The following is a 19,334-nucleotide window of genomic DNA, read 5'->3' as shown; positions in this document are numbered from 1 at the left end:
CAGATTCCTTCGGGCGCAAAGCGCCGATCATCAGTATTTCGGGAGAAGCTCGTCCATCGGAACGGAGGACGGCAGCACGCGGTAGGTCTTCAGAACCTGAGTCATCGCCTTCTGGAAGGCGGACGCTGTGGCCGCAGACGAGGTTACCCTAGTGGGCTCGTCCAGCGTCACGATCACGACGTACTCGGGATCGTCAGCGGGCGCGTATCCGACCATGCTCGTGAAGTAGATTCCCGGCTTGTAGCCGCCGTTGCCGTCGGGAACCTCCGCCGTTCCGGTCTTCGCCGCGATGCGGTATCCGGGGACGACGATGTCCTCCGCGAGCCCGCCCTGCACAGCGACGTTCTCGATCATCCGAGACAGTTCGGAAGCGGTGCTCTCGGCGATGATGCGCTCGGGCTTGCCCGCATCGATCTTCGCGACCTCGCCGTCCGCCGTCGTGCACGACTCCACGAGGGAGAGGGGAATCTTCATCCCACCGTTCGCGATCGCCTGGTATGCGCTGGCCACCTGCGGAGCGGTGACGGTGTAGAACTGTCCGAATGTCGTCGTGTAGTGCGACTGGTTGTCCCAGTCCTCGACCGGGTGCAGCGTGCCCGGCTCTTCGCCGGGGAAGCCCACGGCGGTCTCCGTGCCGACACCGAACTTCTTGAGGTAGTCGTAGCGCACCTGCGGCGAGACCATATCGCCGAACTTCGACAGAGCCACGTTCGAGGAGTCGATGAGCGCACCCGCGAGGGTGTACTCGTACGTCGGGTGTGGGAAGGCGTCGTTGACGACAGCGCCGTTGGGGAACTCCTCACGGCTGGACGCGGTGACCCGTGTGCCCGCGTTGGCCCCTGCGCCCTCCATCACAGCAGCAGCGGTGACCACCTTGAACGTCGAACCCGGCTCGAAGGTGCGACGGAAGATCCGTGCGCCGCGGTCAGCCTCATCCGAGGCCGACACGTCGTTGGGATCGACCGTCGGATACTCGGCCGCCGCGCGGATCTTTCCGGTCTTCACCTCCACGACCAGCACCGACCCGTTGAGCGCACCCTGTCGGGCGGTCTCCTCCGCGATCATCTGCTGCAGGTACCACTCCAGTTCGCTGTTGATGGTGAGCGTCAGGGCACCGCCGTTCACTGCGGGCTTCTCCTTGTGGCTGCCGGGGATCACGACTCCATCCGCACCCGTCAGGAAGGACTCGACTCCGGCGGTCGGACGCAGGCACTGGTCCTGCATGAGCTCCATGCCCTCCAGAGGCACTCCGTCCGGGCGCTCCTCGTCGGCGTCACCCACGAAACCCAGGATGTTTCCCGCGACAGCACCGTTCGGATACGTCCGCACATCACGAGCCGGCATGGACAGGTAGGGCAGCCGCAACTCGCGCAGCGCAAGGAACTGCTCCGTGTTGAGCCCCTTCTTCAGCTGCGTCCAGCGAGACTCGTCGTTCTCCGCCAACGCGTCGTCGACAAGCGCACGGACCTCGTCACCGGTCGTCCCTAGCACGGTGGCGATCTTGTCAGCTGCCTCGTTCCACGGTGTCTTCGGGGGGTTCTCCTCGTCCTCCTCGAGCACCCGAATCGTCAGCGGGTCGAGTGCGGCGTCATAGACGAGCGTGCTCTGAGCCAGGACAGTCCCGTTCGCGTCGAGAATGGGACCCCGAGTGCCGGCGATCGGGCGGGAGTCGCCGAGTTGCCCGGTCTCCATCGACTCCTCGACGTGCGAAGCCGCGTTGACCACCTGGATGTCGACGAGACGGACGACGAAGGCGCCGATGATGATCAGGATGACCGCGAGAGCGACGACCGTCCGTCGCCGTGGACTGCGAGTGGCCCGGGTGGTCATCTGCTCTCCGTCATCGGTCTGAAGGGGGTCGTGCGGTCATCGTCGGTGGATCAGCGGGTTGTCGGGCTCGGCAGTCCTTGCGCGACGGGAGGCAGTGCAGGCTCCTCCACTACTGGTTGTACGTCACCGGTGGGCGCTGCGGCGTCTGTGACCGGCGGCGTGTCGGAGACCAGTGCGTTGGGCACGGCATTCCAGCCGCCCGGGTTGACCGTGGAGTTCCATTCCGCCGCAGCTCCCGTGCCGATGAGCGCACCGTCGCTCAGACGCAGGTAGCTGGGCGACCCGCCGACGACCATGCCGAGGCTGTCGGCGCTGCTTGCGAGGACCTGCGGCGAGCTCGCACCGGCGATCGACTCTTCGATCGCCTGCGCCTGCCAGGTGAGTTCGCGCTGTTGCTGTGTGAGCTCGGCGACCACGAAGGAGTCCTGTGTGGTCGCGATGGACAGCGCCATCTGTGCGATGCCGATGAGAGCGGCGCCGGCGAGAGCGATGATCGCGAAGGCGAGCTTCGGGCGACGGCGGGGCTGCGGGCGCTCGAGCGGGCGCAGCGTCCGTTCCCGGACGGGAGCGGGCGTCGGGGTGACGGGAAGCCGCAGCTGCGGGGTGGCGATGCTCACGGACGGTCCTTCCTCTGTTCGTCACGAGGTGTCTCGCGGAGCTTCTCCGCGGCGCGCAGGCGCACCGGGATCGCTCGGGGGTTGGTGGCGCGCTCTTCCTCGGTGGCCAGTTCCGCACCCTTGGTGATGGTGCGGAATCGAGGCGCGTGCTCGGGCAGTTCAACGGGAAGTCCCGCAGGGGCGGTGGAGGCGGATGCCGCAGCGAACGCCTGCTTGACGAGACGATCCTCCAGCGACTGATACGACATGACGACGATGCGTCCACCCACCGCGAGGGCATCCATCGCTGCGGGGATCGCGTCGGCGAGGACGCTCAGTTCGGCGTTGACCTCGATGCGCAGGGCCTGGAACACGCGCTTTGCGGGGTGGCCGGCGCGCTGCACGGCGGCGGGGGTCGCTTCGATGAGCAGGTCGACGAGTTCGCCGGAGCGCGTGAGCGGCGTGCCCTGGCGCGCCTGCACGATGAAGCGGGCATAGCGGGCGGAGAGCTTCTCCTCGCCATAGCGTTCGAAGATGCGGCGCAGCTGGCCCTCGCTGTAGGTCGCGAGCACCTCTTCCGCGGTAATCCCGCTGGTCTGGTCCATCCGCATGTCCAGCGGCGCATCTTTGGAGTACGCGAAACCGCGTTCTGCTTCGTCGAGCTGGAGTGACGAGACCCCGAGGTCGAAGAGGATTCCGGAGGCACCGCGTGCGTGCTCGCCGATGGCGTCGTAGACCGTGTGCACGAGCGTGACGCGATCACCGAATCGTGCCAGCCGCTCGCCCGCGATACGCAGGGCGTCCGTGTCGCGGTCGAGACCGACGAGGCGGATGTTCGGGAAGCGGGTCAGCAGCGCCTCGGAATGTCCTCCCATGCCGAGGGTGGCGTCGACGAGCACCACGCCGTCGTTCTGCAGCGCGGGAGCGAGAAGCTCGACACAGCGGTCGAGCATCACGGGAATGTGGATGTCGTTCGGGTTCATGATCTCTCGGTGTGTTGACGAGGACTCTGATCCCCATCCGCTCGACCCGGCACCGGGGAAGTGTGTCGGGGCAGGAGCGGCTGGGCATGACAGCCCTCGTCAGAACAGTCCCGGAATCACCTCCTCCTCGAGTTCGGCGTACGCGTCTTCGTGGCCCTCGGCGTAGGCGTTCCACGCCGCGGCATCCCAGATCTCGGCGTGTGCGCCGACACCCGTGAGGATGAGCTCCTTGCCCAGACCCGCGTAAGTGCGCAGGTGAGCGGGGATGGTGATGCGGTTCTGGCTGTCGGGCATCTCGGCGCTGGCGCCGGAGAGGAACATGCGCAGAAACGCCCGCGCCTCTTTGTTGCTCAGCGGTGCCTGTCGGATGCGCTCATGCACGCTCTCGAACTCGGCCGTGCTGAACACGTAGAGACAGCGGTCCTGGCCGCGGGTGACGACGACGCCACCCGCGAGGTCTTCGCGGAACTTCGCGGGGAGGATGACGCGACCTTTGTCATCGAGCTTGGGGGAATGGGTGCCCAGAAGCATCGGTCCGATCACCCCCCTTCTCGTTCGGCCTCCGCGAAGTACCTCCACTTTACTCCACTTTCCCCCACATTCCTATGCTCTTCTGCGCAAATGCCTCGGAGAGCCGTTCCTGCACCCGCCCGAAAACCGCAAGAAATCAACGGAGCGAGCGGAGTGGAGCGTGGTGGAGGGAAAATACGCGCTCAGACCAACTACGGGCGGCGGGAGGGAACAAAAAAGACCCGGATGCCGAAGCATCCGGGTCTTTCAGACAGAGAGGAGGAGGTCAGTGACCCTCGTGACGACGATCCCACCGGTCGTTCATACGATCCATGAACGACTCCGTAGGCGCCGCTGCACGGGGGCCGCGCGGCGATCGCGACGAGGGTCGCTCACCGGTGCGTCGGACGGGCGTCGCGGCGAAGATGACGCCCGCGACCATCGCCGAGAATCCGAGGACTCCAACGATGATGCCGGGCACATCGCCGACGGCCACGCCAGCGATCAGTCCACCGATGCCGGCGAGAAGAAGAACCGCCCCGTAGATGAGATTGCGGTAGCTGAGAGCACGGTCGCCCGTGGGCGCCGTGACGACGTCTGCGTCGTTGTGAAGGAGATGGCGTTCCATCTCGTCCAGAAGACGCTGTTCTTGTTCAGAGAGTGGCATGTGTCCCCCTCGGGTGGTGGTGCTTCCAGTCTACGCGTGTCCGGGCCAGCGCGGCTAGATGTTCGCTGTGTGCTCAGTAGGCTGTAACGGTGTCCACACCCTCTGTCGTTCGCGAGGCGGTCGCGCGCCGTCTTGAGGCCTTCGTCGCCCATATCCGCACTGAGGCCGCGGGTTACGGCCCGGATGCCGCCGCATTCCTCACGTCGGCCTCCGCAACGCTCGACGGGGGCAAACGACTGCGCGCACGCTTTTGCCATGCCGGATGGAGCGCGGTCGCCGGACCGGATGCCACCGCGGACGACTCCGTCTGGGATGTGAGTGCCGCGTTGGAGATCTTCCAGTCCGCTGCTCTCGTCCACGATGACATCATCGACAACTCGGATACGCGACGCGGACGCCCCTCCGCGCACCGTGCCTTCGAGCACGATCACCGCGCCGCGGGCTGGAGCGGAGACGCGACGGGCTTCGGCCGGTCTGCGGCGGTGCTCCTGGGGGATCTCCTTGTCGCCTGGAGCGACGATCTGCTGGAGCACGCGCTGCGCGCCCACCCGCACGCCGCCGCGGTCCGCGCCGAATACGCCCGGATGCGCCGTGACGTGACGATCGGGCAGTTCCTCGACATCGCGGAGGAGTCGGCGTGGAGCGTCAACGATGACAGCGAACACGCCGAGCGCGCGCTGCGCGTCGTCTCGCTGAAGTCCGCGCGATACAGCGTCGAGCAGCCTCTGCTGATCGGCGCAGCGCTGGCCGGAGCGGATGCCTCGCAGCAGTCTGCACTGCGCGGATTCGGCCACCCGCTGGGCCTCGCGTTCCAGCTGCGAGATGACGTCCTCGGCGTCTTCGGCGACGAGAGCGTCACCGGCAAGCCATCCGGCGATGATCTTCGCGAAGGAAAGCGCACCCTGCTCATCGCCTGGACACGTGAGGAACTTGCACCCGCGGCCCGACGAAGTGTCGACGAGCTTGTCGGCGACGCCAATCTCACGAACGATCAGATCGGCTCATTGCAGGCGATCATCGTCGAATCCGGCGCGCTCGAGCGGGTGGAGGACCTCATCGCGCAGTACGCGGCCGAAGCGGACCACGCGCTTCAGGGAGCGCAGCTCGACGCCGCGGCCCTGGAAGAGCTTCGCGCCCTCGCACAGGCGGCCACGAGCCGAACATCCTGAACGGGAGTTGAGCCCTCAGGCGAGCGAGCGAGCGACGCGTCGCACTTCGCTCTTGTGCCCTGCGAGCAGCGCTTCAATCGGAGCGCGACCCATCGACTCCTCGTAGCCGAGCAGCCAGTCGATCGTCTCGTCGTCTGAGAACCCGGCGTCTTTGAGTGCGAACACCGTGCCGCGCAGAGAGCTCAGTGGAGCACCATCGACGAGGAAGACCGCGGGGACGGCGAAGACGCCGGTCCGACGCGATCCGATCAGATAGTGCTCATCGAGCAGTCTGCGCACGCGTCCGAGCGACTCGCCGAGGACGTCGACGAGGTCTGGCAGAGCGAGCCATTCGGTGGGGACGGGGGTCGGTTCAGATGCAGACACACCCCAACTATCTCATCTCGGAAGGCGTGCACTCCGCCCCTGGCGTCTGCGGATTCACATCAATCACACGCGTCACTCTGAAAACTCCAGTTGACGTGTGGTGCCTTCCGTGACAGCGTCGACAGGGCATCTTCTGCGCCGAACAAGGGGGTAAACGTGGCCGGCAACATCGCGACACGTCGTCAGAATCTGCCGTGGGCGCTACCCGCGGTCGTCCTCACCACCGTCGCGGCGACGCTCAGCGCTCCCCCGGCGATGGCAGAGGAGAGAGGCCACACGCGTGACATCCGGCCGCTGCTCCGCGGGACCTCCGGGTCATCGACCACCGCCTCCACTCCTTCGGGAGCGGGATCTTCGGCAACGCCCGCGAGCTACGAGGTCGTCGCTGGCGACACCCCTTACGACATCGCCCAGCGTTTCGGCCTCTCTGTCGACGCGCTGCTCAGCATGAACGGGCTGTCCTGGTCATCGGTGATCTACCCGGGTGATGTCCTCACACTTACCCCAACGCTCGCCCCCGCGCCCGCCGAGGCTGCCGCTGCCGCCCCCGCGGCTGCGGACTACGAGGTTGTCGCCGGCGACACGCTGTATGCGATCGCCAGCGCACACGGCATCACTCTGGATCAGCTCTTCGCGGCCAACGGTCTCGGGCCGGACTCGATCATCTACCCCGGGCAGACACTCGCACTGTCGCAGCCCGCTCCCGCGCCCGCTCCCGCTGCGGGACCTGCGCCCGCCGCGGTACCGCCCGAGCTCACGGAGCAGTGGGCATCGCTGGATGCAGAGCAGATCGCGAACGCGCAGCTGATCATCGCGATCGGTCGCGAACTCGGCGTCTCTGACCGCGGCGTGGCCATCGCTCTGGCGACCGCGATGGTGGAGTCGTGGCTGCGCAATCTCGACTGGGGCGACCGCGACTCGCTCGGTCTGTTTCAACAGCGCCCCAGCACAGGGTGGGGCACGCCGGAGCAGATCATGGATCCCGCGCGCAGCATCCGCGTCTTCTACGGCGGCGCGTCCGACCCCAACGGCGCGGCCACGACAGGTCTTCTCGACCTCGAAGGCTGGGAATCAATGGCATTCACCGATGCGGCGCAGGCCGTGCAGATCTCCGCATTCCCGGCCCGCTACGGAACCTGGGAGGCTCAGGCGCACCAGTGGCTCACCGAGCTCGGGTGACTCGGCGGCGCTCTCAGCCAATCGACGTCCTCTGCCCGCGGATGTGCGAGCCGTTGCCAGGGCTTTCAGCTGGACTTCTCTAGACTCTGAGGGTGACGATCAATCAACAGGCCGACCCCCTCATCGGGCGGCTTGTTGACGGCCGCTACCGGGTTCGAGCTCGCATCGCCCGCGGCGGCATGGCGACCGTCTACGTCGCCACCGACCTCCGTCTTGAGCGTCGCATCGCGCTGAAGGTCATGCACGGCCACCTCAGCGACGACTCGGTCTTCCAGAGCCGATTCATCCAGGAGGCACGCGCCGCCGCCCGGCTCGCCGACCCCAACGTCGTCAATGTCTTCGACCAGGGTCAGGACGGCGACCTCGCCTACCTCGTCATGGAGTACCTGCCCGGCATCACGCTGCGTGAGCTCATGCGCGAGCAGCGTCGCCTGTCGATCCCGCAGACCATCACGATCATGGACGCGATCCTCTCGGGGCTCGCCGCCGCGCACTCCGCAGACATCGTGCACCGCGATGTGAAGCCCGAGAACGTCCTGCTCGCGGAAGACGGACGGATCAAGATCGGCGACTTCGGACTCGCCCGTGCGACGACGGCGAACACCGCGACCGGACAGCAGCTGCTTGGAACCATCGCGTACCTCGCGCCCGAACTCGTGACCCGTGGCACCGCTGACGCGCGCAGCGACATCTACGCCCTCGGCATCATGCTCTACGAGATGCTCGTTGGCGAGCAGCCCTACAAGGGCGAGCAGCCGATGCAGATCGCCTTCCAGCACGCCACAGAGTCGGTGCCCCGTCCGAGTGTGCGCAACCCCGGAGTTCCGGAGCAGCTGGATGAGCTCGTTCTCTGGGCCACCGAGAAGTCTCCGGATGAACGCCCAAACAACGCACAGGAGATGCTTGACCGGCTACGAGTGATCGAACGCGAGCTGGGCATCACTCCGACGGTCACGACGCAGACCGCGCGCTCCGCCACCTCGCTCGTCGATTCCGGCGACCTCACACTGGTGATGCCCGGCACCACCACGGGTGCCCCCACCACGGCGATCGATGCAGGCGCCGCTCCGCTCGACAACGCCACTCTCCTGCGTCGCCGCAGTGCGAAGCGTCGCGCGCGCGGCGGGTTCCTCATCGCCCTCGTTCTGTTGCTGGCCGCAGCCGCGGCAGGTGCCGGTTGGTGGTTCGGATCAGGTCCCGGCTCGCTCGTCGCGATCGCGGATGTCGCGGGTTCGAACTACCCGGACGCGGCTGCTGTCCTCACGGAGCAGGGCTTCGTACCCACGGAGGCGAGCGAGAACTCTCTCGATGTTCCGGTCGGCGTCGTGATTCGCACCGATCCGGAGAGCGGAACACGCAGCGACCGTGGCACCACCGTGACGGTCATTGTCTCGACAGGCCCCGCAGAGCAGACGGTGCCGCCGCTCAACGGCAAGTCAGAAGCGGACGCCACGGCGTACCTCGAAGGAATCGGCGCGAAACTCGGCGAGAGCATCGCCCTCTTCTCCGGTGCTGCAGAAGGCCTCGTCATCAACGCCGACGTCACTCCCCGCGCGGGCGGCGATCCGTACCCGTGTGGGGAAGGATGCACGCTGTTCGAAGGCGATACGGTCGTGCTGCTGGTCTCGCTCGGCGCCCTTCCGGATGTCACGGGCATGACGATCGACCAAGCGGCGAAGGCCCTGGGCGACAAGCATCTCGAGGTCAGCGACGAGACCGTCACCGAGTACAGCGATGAGATCAAGAAGGACCGCGTCATTCGCATCGCGGACCGCGGCGACGGAGGCAACTGGCGCCCGGGCGACGCAGTCACCCTCGTCGTCTCGCAGGGCCCGGAGCCCATCGCGGTACCGGATGTCGTCGGTATGAATCTCGCCGACGCGATGGCCGTTCTGCAGGAGGCCGGTTTCGAGCCGAACACCAGTGTTCCCCAATTCATCTGGGGCCTGTTCAGCGTCAAGAGCACCGACCCCGAAGAGGGCGAGCTCCTGGAACGCGGCTCGAAGGTGCGCGTCTACGCCTCCGAGTAGGCCTCCACGCGTTCCCGTGCGTCACCCACGCGGCATCGGTCACCGATACCAAAGTGAACGCCCTCCCCGTTACGGGAAGGGCGTTCACTCATGAAAGCCGAAACTCAGCGCTTCTCGAGCTCTTCCGCGACGAGGAAGGCGAGCTCCAGGCTCTGCATGTGGTTCAGGCGCGGATCGCAGAGCGACTCGTAGCGGGTCGCGAGGGCTGCCTCGTCGATCTGCTCGGAACCGCCCAGGCACTCGGTGACGTCATCGCCCGTGAGCTCGACGTGGATGCCGCCCGGGAACGTGCCGACCGCACGGTGCGCTTCGAAGAAGCCGCGCACCTCGTGCACGACATCGTCGAAGCGACGCGTCTTGTAGCCCGTCGGCGTCGTGATGCCGTTGCCGTGCATCGGGTCGGTGACCCACAGCGGCGTCGCACCCGAGTCCTTGACAGCCTCGAGCAGCGGCGGCAGTGCGTCGCGAATCTTGTCCGCTCCCATGCGCGTGATGAACGTCAGGCGTCCGGGCTCGCGATTCGGGTCGAGCGTGTCGATGAGCGCCAGTGCCGTCTCGGGCGTCGTGGTCGGCCCGAGCTTCACGCCGATCGGGTTGCGGATCTTCGAGAAGTAGTCGACGTGTGCACCATCGAGCTCACGCGTGCGCTCCCCGATCCACAGGAAGTGCGCAGAGGTGTTGTACGGAGTGTCCGTGCGCGAGTCGATACGCGTCATCGGGCGCTCGTAGTCCATGAGCAGCCCCTCGTGCCCCGTGAAGAACTCGACGCGCTTGAGCTCATCGAAGTCCGCGCCGGCGGCCTCCATGAACTTGATCGCACGATCGATCTCCGCGGCCATGCGCTCGTAGCGCTGGTTCGCCGGGTTCTGCGCGAAGCCCTTGTTCCAGGAGTGCACCTCGCGCAGATCGGCGAAACCGCCCTGCGTGAAGGCCCGGATCAGGTTCAGTGTCGAGGATGCGGTGTGGTACCCCTGGAGCAGACGGCCCGGGTCTGCCGTGCGCGAAGCCTCGGTGAAGTCGTAGCCGTTGACGATGTCACCGCGGTAGGCGGGAAGAGTGACCTCGCCACGCGTCTCGGTGTCACTTGAGCGCGGCTTGGCGAACTGGCCCGCCATGCGTCCCATCTTCACGACCGGCATCGACGCGCCATAGGTGAGCACGACCGCCATCTGCAGCACTGTCTTGATGCGGTTGCGGATCTGGTCGGCGGTCGCGCCGGCGAACGTCTCGGCGCAGTCGCCGCCCTGAAGCAGGAAGGCCTGCCCCGAGGCGGCGCGTGCGAGACGCTCACGCAGGTTGTCGACCTCGCCCGCAAAAACGAGCGGAGGCATCACCGAGAGCTGTGCGGAGACGGCCGCGACTCGCTCGGCGTCGGGCCACTGGGGCTGCTGCTTGATGGGAAGCGAGCGCCACGCATCAAGGTCGGAAAGGGAAGGCATGCGGTAATCCTAGCCCGCCGTGAGATGGCTCGGATGCGTCAGCGGGCCTCTGTGACGGCACCGGGACGGCGGTCTTTGACCGTCGAGGCGTACACGTCTTCGTAGGCCTGCTCCCCGAGCCGCTGGAGGGCCACCATGATCTCGTCCGTGACCGAGCGCAGGATGTAGCGGTCGTTCTCCATCCCGTCGTATCGCGAGAAGTCGAGCGGTTCGCCGATGACCATTCCCACACGCACGATGCGCGGGACCTTGCGTCCGATCGGCATAGCGCGGTCGGTGTCGACCATGACCACCGGAATCACCGGGACCTTGGCCTCCAGCGCCATGCGGGCGATGCCCGTGCGTCCGCGATACAGCTTGCCGTCAGGGCTGCGCGTGCCCTCGGGATAGATGCCGAGAAGCTCCCCCCGGCCCAGAACCTGGAGCCCGGTGTTCAGCGACGCCTCGGAGGCTTTGCCGCCGGAGCGGTCGATCGGAAGCTGACCGGTGCCTTTCATGAACACCTTGGTCGCCCACCCCTTGATGCCGCGGCCTGTGAAGTAGTCGCTCTTGGCGAGGAACGCCATCGGCCGATCAAGCATGAGCGGCAGGAAGATGGAGTCGGCGAAGGAGAGGTGATTGCTCGCGAGAATAGCCGCCCCGGTAGTCGGAACGTTGGCACGCCCGACGATCCACGGACGGAAGATCCCCTTCACCCAGGGGCCGATCGCCACATTCTTCATCAGCCAGTAGAACATCGAGTGCAGTCTATCGCCGGGGCGCACGCGCAACGAGAGCCCCGGGCCACGACATGCCGGGACGTGCGACTCAGTGTCAAGAATATTGCAACTGAATCCCATCAAAATGCCCCCGACAGCGGGGCGCCTTGCCCTAGACTCGGGAAAAGCCCGTACCCCGTCCGGTACCGAAGGAGTTGCCGTGATCCAGTTCGAAGTCCCTGCGATCGTCCCTGCTGATCCCGAAGCGAACATCACGGATCTGCTGGTCCAACGTGTTCAGAAGACGCCGAATCTGGCGCTCTTCTCTGTCCCAGAGGGCGAGGGCTGGCGCGACATCACCGCGGCCGAGTTCCAGGCCGCTGTCGTCGCACTCGCCAAAGGCTTCGTCGCCGCGGGCATCCAGCCGGGTGAGAAGGTCGGCTTCATCGCACGGACGACGTACGAGTGGACTCTCATCGACTTCGCGCTGTTCTACGCCGGCGCCGTGATGGTGCCGATCTACGAGACCAGCTCTCCGTCGCAGATCCAGTGGATCATGGAGGACTCCGGCGCGACCGGACTCATCCTCGAATCGCCCGAGCACTTCGCCCGCGTCGATGAGGTGCGCAGCGAGCTGCCGCTCGTCCGCGACGTCTGGCAGATGCACCTCGGGATGATCGACACCCTCACCGCGCAGGGCGCCGACGTCGAGGACGCCGAGATCGAACGGCGTCGCAACATCGCTCGCGGCGAAGATCTCGCCACCCTGATCTACACGTCCGGCTCCACCGGGCGCCCCAAGGGCTGCGTCCTCACGCACTCGAACTTCGTCGAGCTGTCGCGCAACTCCGCGAAGTCGCTCGATGCCGTCGTCTCGATGCCAGGGGCCTCCACGCTGCTGTTCATCACGACCGCGCACGTGTTCGCGCGCTTCATCTCGATCCTCGCGGTGCACTCGGGAGTGCGCACCGGCCACCAGCCCGACACGAAGCAGCTGCTGCCCGCGCTCGGGTCGTTCAAGCCGACCTTCCTCCTCGCCGTCCCACGCGTCTTCGAGAAGGTCTACAACTCGGCCGAGCAGAAGGCAGAGGCCGGCGGCAAGGGCAAGATCTTCCGCGCGGCCGCAGCGGCCGCGGTCGAGCACTCGCGCCTCGTCGAAGAGGGCAAGAAGATTCCTCTGGGTCTGAAGATCAAGTTCGCGCTCTTCGACAAGCTCGTGTACAGCAAGCTGCGCACCGCGATGGGCGGCAATGTCGTGTACGCCGTCTCCGGTTCCGCTCCCCTGGGCTCGCGACTGGGGCACTTCTTCCACAGCCTCGGCGTCGTGATCCTCGAGGGCTACGGACTCACCGAGACGACGGCCCCTGCCACGGTGAACCTCGCTGACAAGTCGAAGATCGGCACGGTCGGACCTGCGCTTCCCGGTGTCGGCGTCCGCCTGGGCGACGACGGCGAGATCGAGGTGCGCGGCATCAACGTCTTCAAGGAGTACTGGAACAACCCCGAGGCGACCGCAGAGGCGTTCAGCGAGGGCGGCTGGTTCCGGACGGGCGACATCGGATCGTTCGATGCCGAGGGCTTCCTGACGATCACGGGCCGCAAGAAGGAAATCCTCGTCACAGCGGGCGGAAAGAACGTCGCCCCCGCGGCGCTCGAGGACCCGATCCGCTCGAACCCGATCGTCGGTCAGGTCGTGGTCGTCGGCGACCAGCGCCCCTTCATCTCCGCGCTCGTCACGCTCGACAGCGAGATGCTGCCGACCTGGCTCGCCAACAACGGGCTCCCCGCCGACATGTCACTCGCCGATGCCGCGAAGAACGACGCCGTACGCGCTGAGGTCCAGCGCGCCGTCGATGCGGCCAACAGCCACGTCTCCCGCGCCGAGTCGATCCGCAAGTTCACGATCCTTCCGCTGGAATGGACCGAGGCCAGCGGGCACCTCACGCCGAAGATGTCGATCAAGCGAAATGTGATCATGGCCGACTTCGATGACGAGATCCAGAAGATCTACAGCGAGCCGACCTCCACCACCACGGTGCCGCTCGGCTGAGCAGCGACGAAGAAAGGGCCCCCGCAGGAGCGGGGGCCCTTTCTTCGTTCAGATGTGTCATCCGAGTCGGTATGTGACGTCAGAACCAATCGCTCTCGCGCACCTGCCGCATCGCGACGCGTCGCGTCTCCGGGGGGAGCCGCGAGAGATAGACCTTGCCGTCGAGGTGATCGGTCTCATGCTGCAATGCCTGCGCCATGAGCCCTTCACCCTCGATCACCACGGGATTTCCGTCGAGGTCGATGCCTTCGACGCGTGCCCACGGGTGGCGAAGCGCGTCGTGCCACAGCCCGGGCACGGAGAGGCAGCCCTCCCCCGTCGGCACAGGCTCACCGCGAACCTCGGTGAGGACCGGGTTGAGCACGTATCCGATGTCGCCATCGATGTTGTAGCTGAAGGCGCGCAGCGCGACGCCGATCTGCGGGGCGGCGACACCCGCACGTCCCGGCACCTTCACGGAGTCGATGAGGTCGTCGACGAGCGCGCGCACGCCGTCATCGATCGTCTCGATGGGCGCGCACACCGTGCGCAGAACGGGATCGCCGAAGACGCGGATCTCGCGAACGGTCATCAGGCCGCCCGCGAGCGAAGGTTCTCGACGACGAGCGCGGCCAGCTGGCGAGCCGCAACGCGGGTCTCCGGCTGCAGGTTCGCGAACGTGATGGCGCTGCCCGACGCGATCTGCGCGTCATAGGGCATCCGCAGCACGTGTCGGACGCGGGTGCCGAAGTGCGCTTCCAGCTCATCCAGACGCACGAGAGGTGCGCCCGGCGTGGACTGGTTGAGCACCACGATCGCGTCGCGTGCCTTCTCGGCGTAGCCGTTGCTCTCGAGCCAGGTCAGCGTCTCGGACGCCAGACGCGCCTCGTCGATGCTGAGACCTGCGACGATCACGAGGTGGTCGGCGTGGTCAAGCGTGGCTCCCATGACCGAGTGGACGATACCGGTGCCGGTGTCGGTGAGCACGAGCGAGTAGTAGTGCGCGGCGACCGAGGCGACGTTCTCGTAGTCCTCGTCGTTGAACGCCTCGGAGACGCGCGGGTCTGTGTCGGAGGCCAGCACGTCGAGACGGGTGGCATCGCGCGACACGATCGCGGAGATGTCATGGTAGCCCTTGACGTCGTCGTGAATGCGCACGAGGTCACGCACGGTCTTGCCGTTCGGACGGGCGATGCGCTCCGCCAGAGTTCCGCGGTCAGGATTAGCGTCGACCGCGATGACGCGGTCGTCTCGCGCGTCCGCCAGCGCCATCCCCAGCAGCGCGGTGATCGTCGTCTTGCCGACGCCGCCCTTGCGTGAGAGCACCGGAACGAAGCGGGCGCCGCCTGTGAGGGGTGCGGCAATACGCGCCGTGAGTTCCTTCTGGGCGCGGGCGCGCTTTCCGTCGCCGAGGTTGATGCGGCGACCCGAGACCGTGTAGACGAAGTGGCTCCAGGCACCCTGCGGCTCCGGCTTGGTGACCCGATGCGGGTCGAGCAGACGGTCTGCGGTCAGCAGATCCGCGCTCTCGCGGTTCTGCTCGCCGAGGTCATCGAGGCGCTTCGCCGCGGGTGGGGCGTCCGCGGCACGGACGGAATCGACAGCGGGTCGGGGGATCTCGCTCGGCACGGGTACCGCCTTCAGAGTCGATGGCGCCGCCGGGCGACGGGGAGCCTTGGTGATCGCCGCCGCCAGTGCGTCAGGTGTCAGATCGGGAGCGTTCGTCTCTTCCGAGGTCTCTTCGCCCAGGTCGTCGACAGTGTCCGCGGGAGCATCCTCGACACCCTCGGACTGCTCGGCGTCGATGGCATCAGCTTCCACAGCGACCGCCGTCTCGTCTGCGTTGTCGACCTCGTCTTCGGTGTGCTCGTCGAGCACCACAGCGTCTTCGATGGTCTCGGCCACGCCGGTGTCTGCGTCCGACTCGTCGTGCGCCTCTTCGATGACGCCCTCGACGACGGGCTCGGGCTCGGCCGGCAGCTCTGCGTCCGCGGGGATCTCGATCACGATGTCGGCGATCTCGGATGCCTCGTGGATGCGGCCGACAGCATCATCGCCGAGATTCACGAGGTCCGCGGGGTCCTGCTCGAGGATGAGCTCGTCGTACGCGTCGTCAGCGACGACGTCGTCATCGGCGAGGTCGTCTTCGTTTTCCACGGGAAGCGCCACGCTCACCTGAGCTGTGGCGCCCCCGAGGATTCCGATCGCCGTCGTGTCGACGTTCCCGGCGTCTTCAAGGACGCCGAGCGACTCTTCCTCGTCGTCGTTTCGCGAGTTCTTGCGATCTACGGTCATGGTGTCACTCCCAGCTTGGGCGAGCTACTCGCCCAAGCAAGGTTAGTGCGCCGGGCGGATGACGAGCAAAAGATCGCCCGCCTCGACCTGCTGCGTCTCACCGATCGCGAGTCGCTCGATGACGCCGTCGACGGGTGCGGTGATCGCCGCCTCCATCTTCATCGCCTCGATCGACGCGATGGGCTCGCTCGCACGCACGGTATCGCCCACGGCGGCCTTCAGCGTCACGACTCCCGAGAACGGCGCGGCGACCTGTCCGGGCTTGGTGGTGTCCGCCTTCTCGACCTCGTGCACATTCACGCTGATCGAACGGTCACGCACGAAGACGGGGCGCAACTGCCCGTTGAGCGTCGTCATGACGGTGCGCATGCCCTTTTCATCTGCGTCGCCGATCGCCTCGAGTCCGACGTACAACCGCACACCGCGGTCGATCTCGATGAGGTGCTCCTGGCCGGCCATGAGGCCGTACAGGTAGTCGGAGGTGTCGAGGACAGAGAGGTCCCCATACTGCGCGCGCACGCGGCTGAACTCGTCGGTCGGACCGGGGAACAGCAGCGTGTTGAGCGCCTGACGGCGCGTTGCGCTGTCTCCGGCGAGGGCGTCCTCCTCCGCGGCGGAGAGGGGGGTGACACCGGCCGGCTTCGCGCGGCCCGCGAGCACCTTGCTGCGGAAGGGCTCCGGCCACCCGCCGGGAAGCTCTCCGAGCTCACCCGCCATGAATCCGACGACCGAGTCGGGCACGTCGTACTTCTCAGGGTTGGCCTCGAAGTCCGCAGGATCCGCGCGCACCGCAGCGAGGTGCAGCGCCAGATCGCCGACGACCTTCGACGACGGGGTCACCTTCGGAACGCGTCCGAGGATGCGGTCGGCCGCGGCGTACATGTCTTCAATGAGTTCGAAGTCGCCCTCCAGCCCGAGCGCCTTGGCCTGCTGACGCAGATTCGACAGCTGACCACCCGGGATCTCGTGGTGGTAGACACGCCCTGTTGGACCGGGAAGACCCGACTCGAACGGGGCGTACTGCCGACGCACGGCCTCCCAGTAGGGTTCGAGATCCGACACGGCGTCAAGGCTGATCCCGGTGTCGCGGTCGGTGTGCGCGAGGGCCGCGACCAGCGATGACAGCGAGGGCTGGCTGGTGGTTCCGGACAGCGGCGCGGATGCCGCATCCACCGCATCGACACCGGCGGCGGTCGCCGCCAACAGCGTGCTGAGCTGCCCACCCGGAGTGTCGTGCGTGTGCAGGTGCACGGGCAGGTCGAATCGCTCGCGAAGCGCGGTGACGAGTCGTGCGGCCGCCGCAGGGCGCAGGAGGCCGGCCATGTCCTTGATCGCGAGGATATGCGCACCCGAGTCGACGATCTGCTCTGCGAGGCGCAGGTAGTAGTCGAGGGTGTACAGATCTTCGGCGGGGTTCAGCAGATCGCCCGTGTAGCACAGTGCCACCTCGGCGACCGCGGTTCCGGTCTCACGGACCGCGTCAATGGCCGGGCGCATCTGCGAGATGTCGTTGAGCGCGTCGAAGATGCGGAAGATATCGACGCCGCTCGTCGCCGCCTCGCGCACGAAGGCCTCCGTCACGGCGGTCGGGTATGGGGTGTAGCCGACCGTGTTGCGACCGCGCAGCAGCATCTGGATCGCGACGTTCGGGAGGGCCTCGCGCAGCTTGTCGAGCCGCTCCCACGGGTCTTCGCCCAGGAAGCGCAGAGCGACGTCGTAGGTCGCTCCGCCCCAGGCCTCGACCGACAGCAGCTGCGGGGTGAGACGCGCCAGGTGCGGGGCGACCGCGGTGAGGTCGCGTGTGCGCACGCGGGTCGCCAGCAGCGACTGGTGTGCGTCGCGGAAAGTCGTGTCGGTGACAGCGACCGCGGACTGCGCACGCAGCGCCCGAGCGAAGCCCTCCGGCCCGAGTTCGAGCAGACGCTGACGAGAACCGGGCTCGGGAGCCACCGTGAGATCGACGGCCGGGAGTTTGGTGCTCGGGTCTGCGTGACCGGGATGCGCACCATTCGGCTTGTTGACGGTGACGTCTACCAGCCAGTTGAGGATCTTCGTCCCGCGATCCTTCGATACCCGTCCGACCAGCAGGTCGGGTCGCTCATCGATGAACGACGTGCTGATGTCGCCGTTCACGAAGGCCTCATCGTCGAGCAAGGCCTGCAGGAAGGGGATGTTCGTGGAGACACCGCGGATGCGGAACTCGGCCAGTGCACGACGCGCGCGGGCCACGGCCGCAGGGAAGTCACGCGCGCGGCAGGTCAGCTTCGACAGCATCGAGTCGAAGTGCGGGCTGATCTGCGCGCCCTGATGCACCGTGCCGCCGTCGAGGCGGATGCCGGCGCCACCGGGCGAGCGGTACGTCGTGATCTTCCCCGTGTCGGGGCGGAAACCCTGCGTGGGGTCCTCTGTGGTGATCCGGCACTGCAGTGCCGCTCCGCGCACCTGCAGGTTCTCCTGCTGCAGTCCGAGTTCGGCGAGCGTCTGACCGGCCGCGATGCGCAGCTGCGTCTGGACGAGATCGACGTCGGTGATCTCTTCCGTGACGGTGTGTTCGACCTGGATGCGCGGGTTCATCTCGATGAAGACGATCTCGCCGGTCCGCTCCCCCGCAGTCTCCAGCAGGAACTCGACCGTTCCCGCGTTCTCGTATCCGATGGAACGCGCGAAGGCGATCGCGTGCGTGTGCAGGGCCTGGCGAACGCTGTCGTCGAGGTTCGGGGCCGGAGCGATCTCGACGACCTTCTGGTGACGACGCTGCACCGAGCAGTCTCGCTCGAACAGGTGGACGGTCTCACCGGTCTTGTCGGCGAGGATCTGCACCTCGATGTGGCGCGGTCGCATGACGGCCTGTTCCAGGAACATGCGCGGGTCGCCGAATGCGCTCTGCGCCTCGCGCATCGCCTCCGCGAGTGCGGGTGCCAGCTCTCCGGCACTCTCGACGCGGCGCATCCCCCGTCCGCCGCCACCGGCGACAGCCTTCGCGAAGAGCGGAAAGCCGATCTCTGCGGACTGCGCGACGAGCGCTTCGACGTCGTCGGATGCCTCTGTCGACCGGAGCACGGGGACACCCGCCTCGATCGCGTGGCGCTTGGCCTCGACCTTGTTGCCTGCCATCTCCAGCACCGATGCCGGCGGCCCGACGAAAACGATGCCTGCGGCCGCGGCCTTCGCAGCCAGGTCCGGGTTCTCTGAGAGGAATCCGTAACCGGGGTAGATCGCGTCGGCGCCGCTCTCGAGCGCGACACGAATGATCTCGTCGACGTCGAGGTAGGCGCGGACCGGATGCCCGCGCTCACCGATCTCATACGCCTCGTCGGCCTTCAAGCGATGGACTGATCCGCGATCTTCATGAGGGAAGACCGCGACAGTGCGCGCCCCCACCTCGAAAGCGGCTCGAAAGGCGCGAATCGCGATCTCACCGCGGTTGGCCACAAGAATCTTCTGGAACATACGCACCTCGTAGTGCTCACTTCAGGCGCGAAAAAAATCGCGCACAAGGGTGGGGCTGAGTGTTTCCCCAGCATAGGGGACGGTAACGTGGTG

General features: G+C 66.7%; 15 protein-coding genes. 4 read left to right on the top strand and 11 right to left on the bottom strand.

From position 1 onward, the window contains the following. Positions 1–30: 30 nt before the first annotated feature. The 5 genes from AC1REM_RS10285 to AC1REM_RS10265 all read right to left on the bottom strand — a co-directional run bounded on the left by AC1REM_RS10285 (position 31) and on the right by AC1REM_RS10265 (position 4,586). Positions 31–1,830 carry a peptidoglycan D,D-transpeptidase FtsI family protein gene (locus tag AC1REM_RS10285; RefSeq protein WP_492514561.1) on the bottom strand — a complete coding sequence of 600 codons (1,800 nt, stop codon included), beginning with the start codon at positions 1,828–1,830 and terminating at the stop codon, positions 31–33. Between the two features lie 50 nt (positions 1,831–1,880). Beyond that, on the bottom strand, positions 1,881–2,447 hold the full coding sequence (ftsL, locus tag AC1REM_RS10280; protein WP_492514560.1) for a cell division protein FtsL: 567 nt from the start codon (positions 2,445–2,447) through the stop codon (positions 1,881–1,883). Then, a complete protein-coding gene (rsmH, locus tag AC1REM_RS10275) occupies positions 2,444–3,409 on the bottom strand; it encodes a 16S rRNA (cytosine(1402)-N(4))-methyltransferase RsmH (RefSeq protein ID WP_492514559.1) in 966 nt (321 codons plus the stop codon). The genes ftsL and rsmH overlap by 4 nt, the downstream gene beginning before the upstream one ends. A 99-nt stretch (positions 3,410–3,508) precedes the next feature. Continuing rightward, complete coding sequence (gene mraZ, locus AC1REM_RS10270) at positions 3,509–3,940, bottom strand: division/cell wall cluster transcriptional repressor MraZ (protein WP_492515468.1); 432 nt, start codon at positions 3,938–3,940, stop codon at positions 3,509–3,511. A gap of 265 nt (positions 3,941–4,205) precedes the next feature. Further along, a complete protein-coding gene (locus AC1REM_RS10265; protein ID WP_492514558.1) occupies positions 4,206–4,586 on the bottom strand; it encodes an SCO2097 family morphological protein in 381 nt (126 codons plus the stop codon). An 89-nt stretch (positions 4,587–4,675) separates the two neighbouring features. On the opposite strand from AC1REM_RS10265, the gene AC1REM_RS10260 reads away from it, so the two are divergent. Beyond that, positions 4,676–5,755: a polyprenyl synthetase family protein gene (locus tag AC1REM_RS10260; RefSeq protein WP_492514557.1), complete on the top strand. Its 1,080-nt coding sequence runs from the start codon at positions 4,676–4,678 to the stop codon at positions 5,753–5,755. Between the two features lie 15 nt (positions 5,756–5,770). Here the strand turns inward: AC1REM_RS10260 and AC1REM_RS10255 are convergent, their stop codons facing one another. After that, complete coding sequence (locus tag AC1REM_RS10255; protein ID WP_492514556.1) at positions 5,771–6,121, bottom strand: Rv2175c family DNA-binding protein; 351 nt, start codon at positions 6,119–6,121, stop codon at positions 5,771–5,773. 156 nt (positions 6,122–6,277) lie between these two features. On the opposite strand from AC1REM_RS10255, the gene AC1REM_RS10250 reads away from it, so the two are divergent. Together AC1REM_RS10250 and pknB are read left to right on the top strand one after the other, a co-directional pair. Continuing rightward, on the top strand, positions 6,278–7,300 hold the full coding sequence (locus AC1REM_RS10250; protein WP_492514555.1) for a LysM peptidoglycan-binding domain-containing protein: 1,023 nt from the start codon (positions 6,278–6,280) through the stop codon (positions 7,298–7,300). A gap of 92 nt (positions 7,301–7,392) precedes the next feature. Then, on the top strand, positions 7,393–9,330 hold the full coding sequence (gene pknB / locus AC1REM_RS10245; RefSeq protein WP_492514554.1) for a Stk1 family PASTA domain-containing Ser/Thr kinase: 1,938 nt from the start codon (positions 7,393–7,395) through the stop codon (positions 9,328–9,330). A 104-nt stretch (positions 9,331–9,434) separates the two neighbouring features. Here pknB and AC1REM_RS10240 read toward each other — a convergent pair whose 3' ends face one another. Next, positions 9,435–10,769 carry a class II 3-deoxy-7-phosphoheptulonate synthase gene (locus AC1REM_RS10240; protein WP_492514553.1) on the bottom strand — a complete coding sequence of 445 codons (1,335 nt, stop codon included), beginning with the start codon at positions 10,767–10,769 and terminating at the stop codon, positions 9,435–9,437. 38 nt (positions 10,770–10,807) lie between these two features. Then, positions 10,808–11,506, bottom strand: coding sequence for a lysophospholipid acyltransferase family protein (locus tag AC1REM_RS10235; protein WP_492514552.1), 699 nt, complete (start codon positions 11,504–11,506; stop codon positions 10,808–10,810). Between the two features lie 181 nt (positions 11,507–11,687). On the opposite strand from AC1REM_RS10235, the gene AC1REM_RS10230 reads away from it, so the two are divergent. Next, positions 11,688–13,517, top strand: coding sequence for an AMP-dependent synthetase/ligase (locus AC1REM_RS10230; RefSeq protein WP_492514551.1), 1,830 nt, complete (start codon positions 11,688–11,690; stop codon positions 13,515–13,517). Between the two features lie 79 nt (positions 13,518–13,596). Here AC1REM_RS10230 and AC1REM_RS10225 read toward each other — a convergent pair whose 3' ends face one another. The 3 genes from AC1REM_RS10225 to AC1REM_RS10215 are packed head-to-tail and all read right to left on the bottom strand — an operon-like array spanning position 13,597 to position 19,241. Next, a complete protein-coding gene (locus AC1REM_RS10225; protein ID WP_492514550.1) occupies positions 13,597–14,088 on the bottom strand; it encodes a peptide deformylase in 492 nt (163 codons plus the stop codon). Continuing rightward, positions 14,088–15,791, bottom strand: a complete 1,704-nt coding sequence (locus tag AC1REM_RS10220; RefSeq protein WP_492514549.1) for a MinD/ParA family ATP-binding protein — start codon at positions 15,789–15,791, stop codon at positions 14,088–14,090. Before AC1REM_RS10220 ends, AC1REM_RS10225 begins: the two co-directional genes overlap by 1 nt. Positions 15,792–15,833: 42 nt before the next feature. Next, positions 15,834–19,241, bottom strand: coding sequence for a pyruvate carboxylase (locus tag AC1REM_RS10215; protein WP_492514548.1), 3,408 nt, complete (start codon positions 19,239–19,241; stop codon positions 15,834–15,836). Positions 19,242–19,334 lie beyond the last annotated feature (93 nt).

Source organism: Microbacterium sp. GW823-FHT02G05 (genome assembly GCF_058797175.1).
Note: the sequence above shows the minus strand (reverse complement) of the source record. Positions and strands in the feature narration are given on the sequence as shown.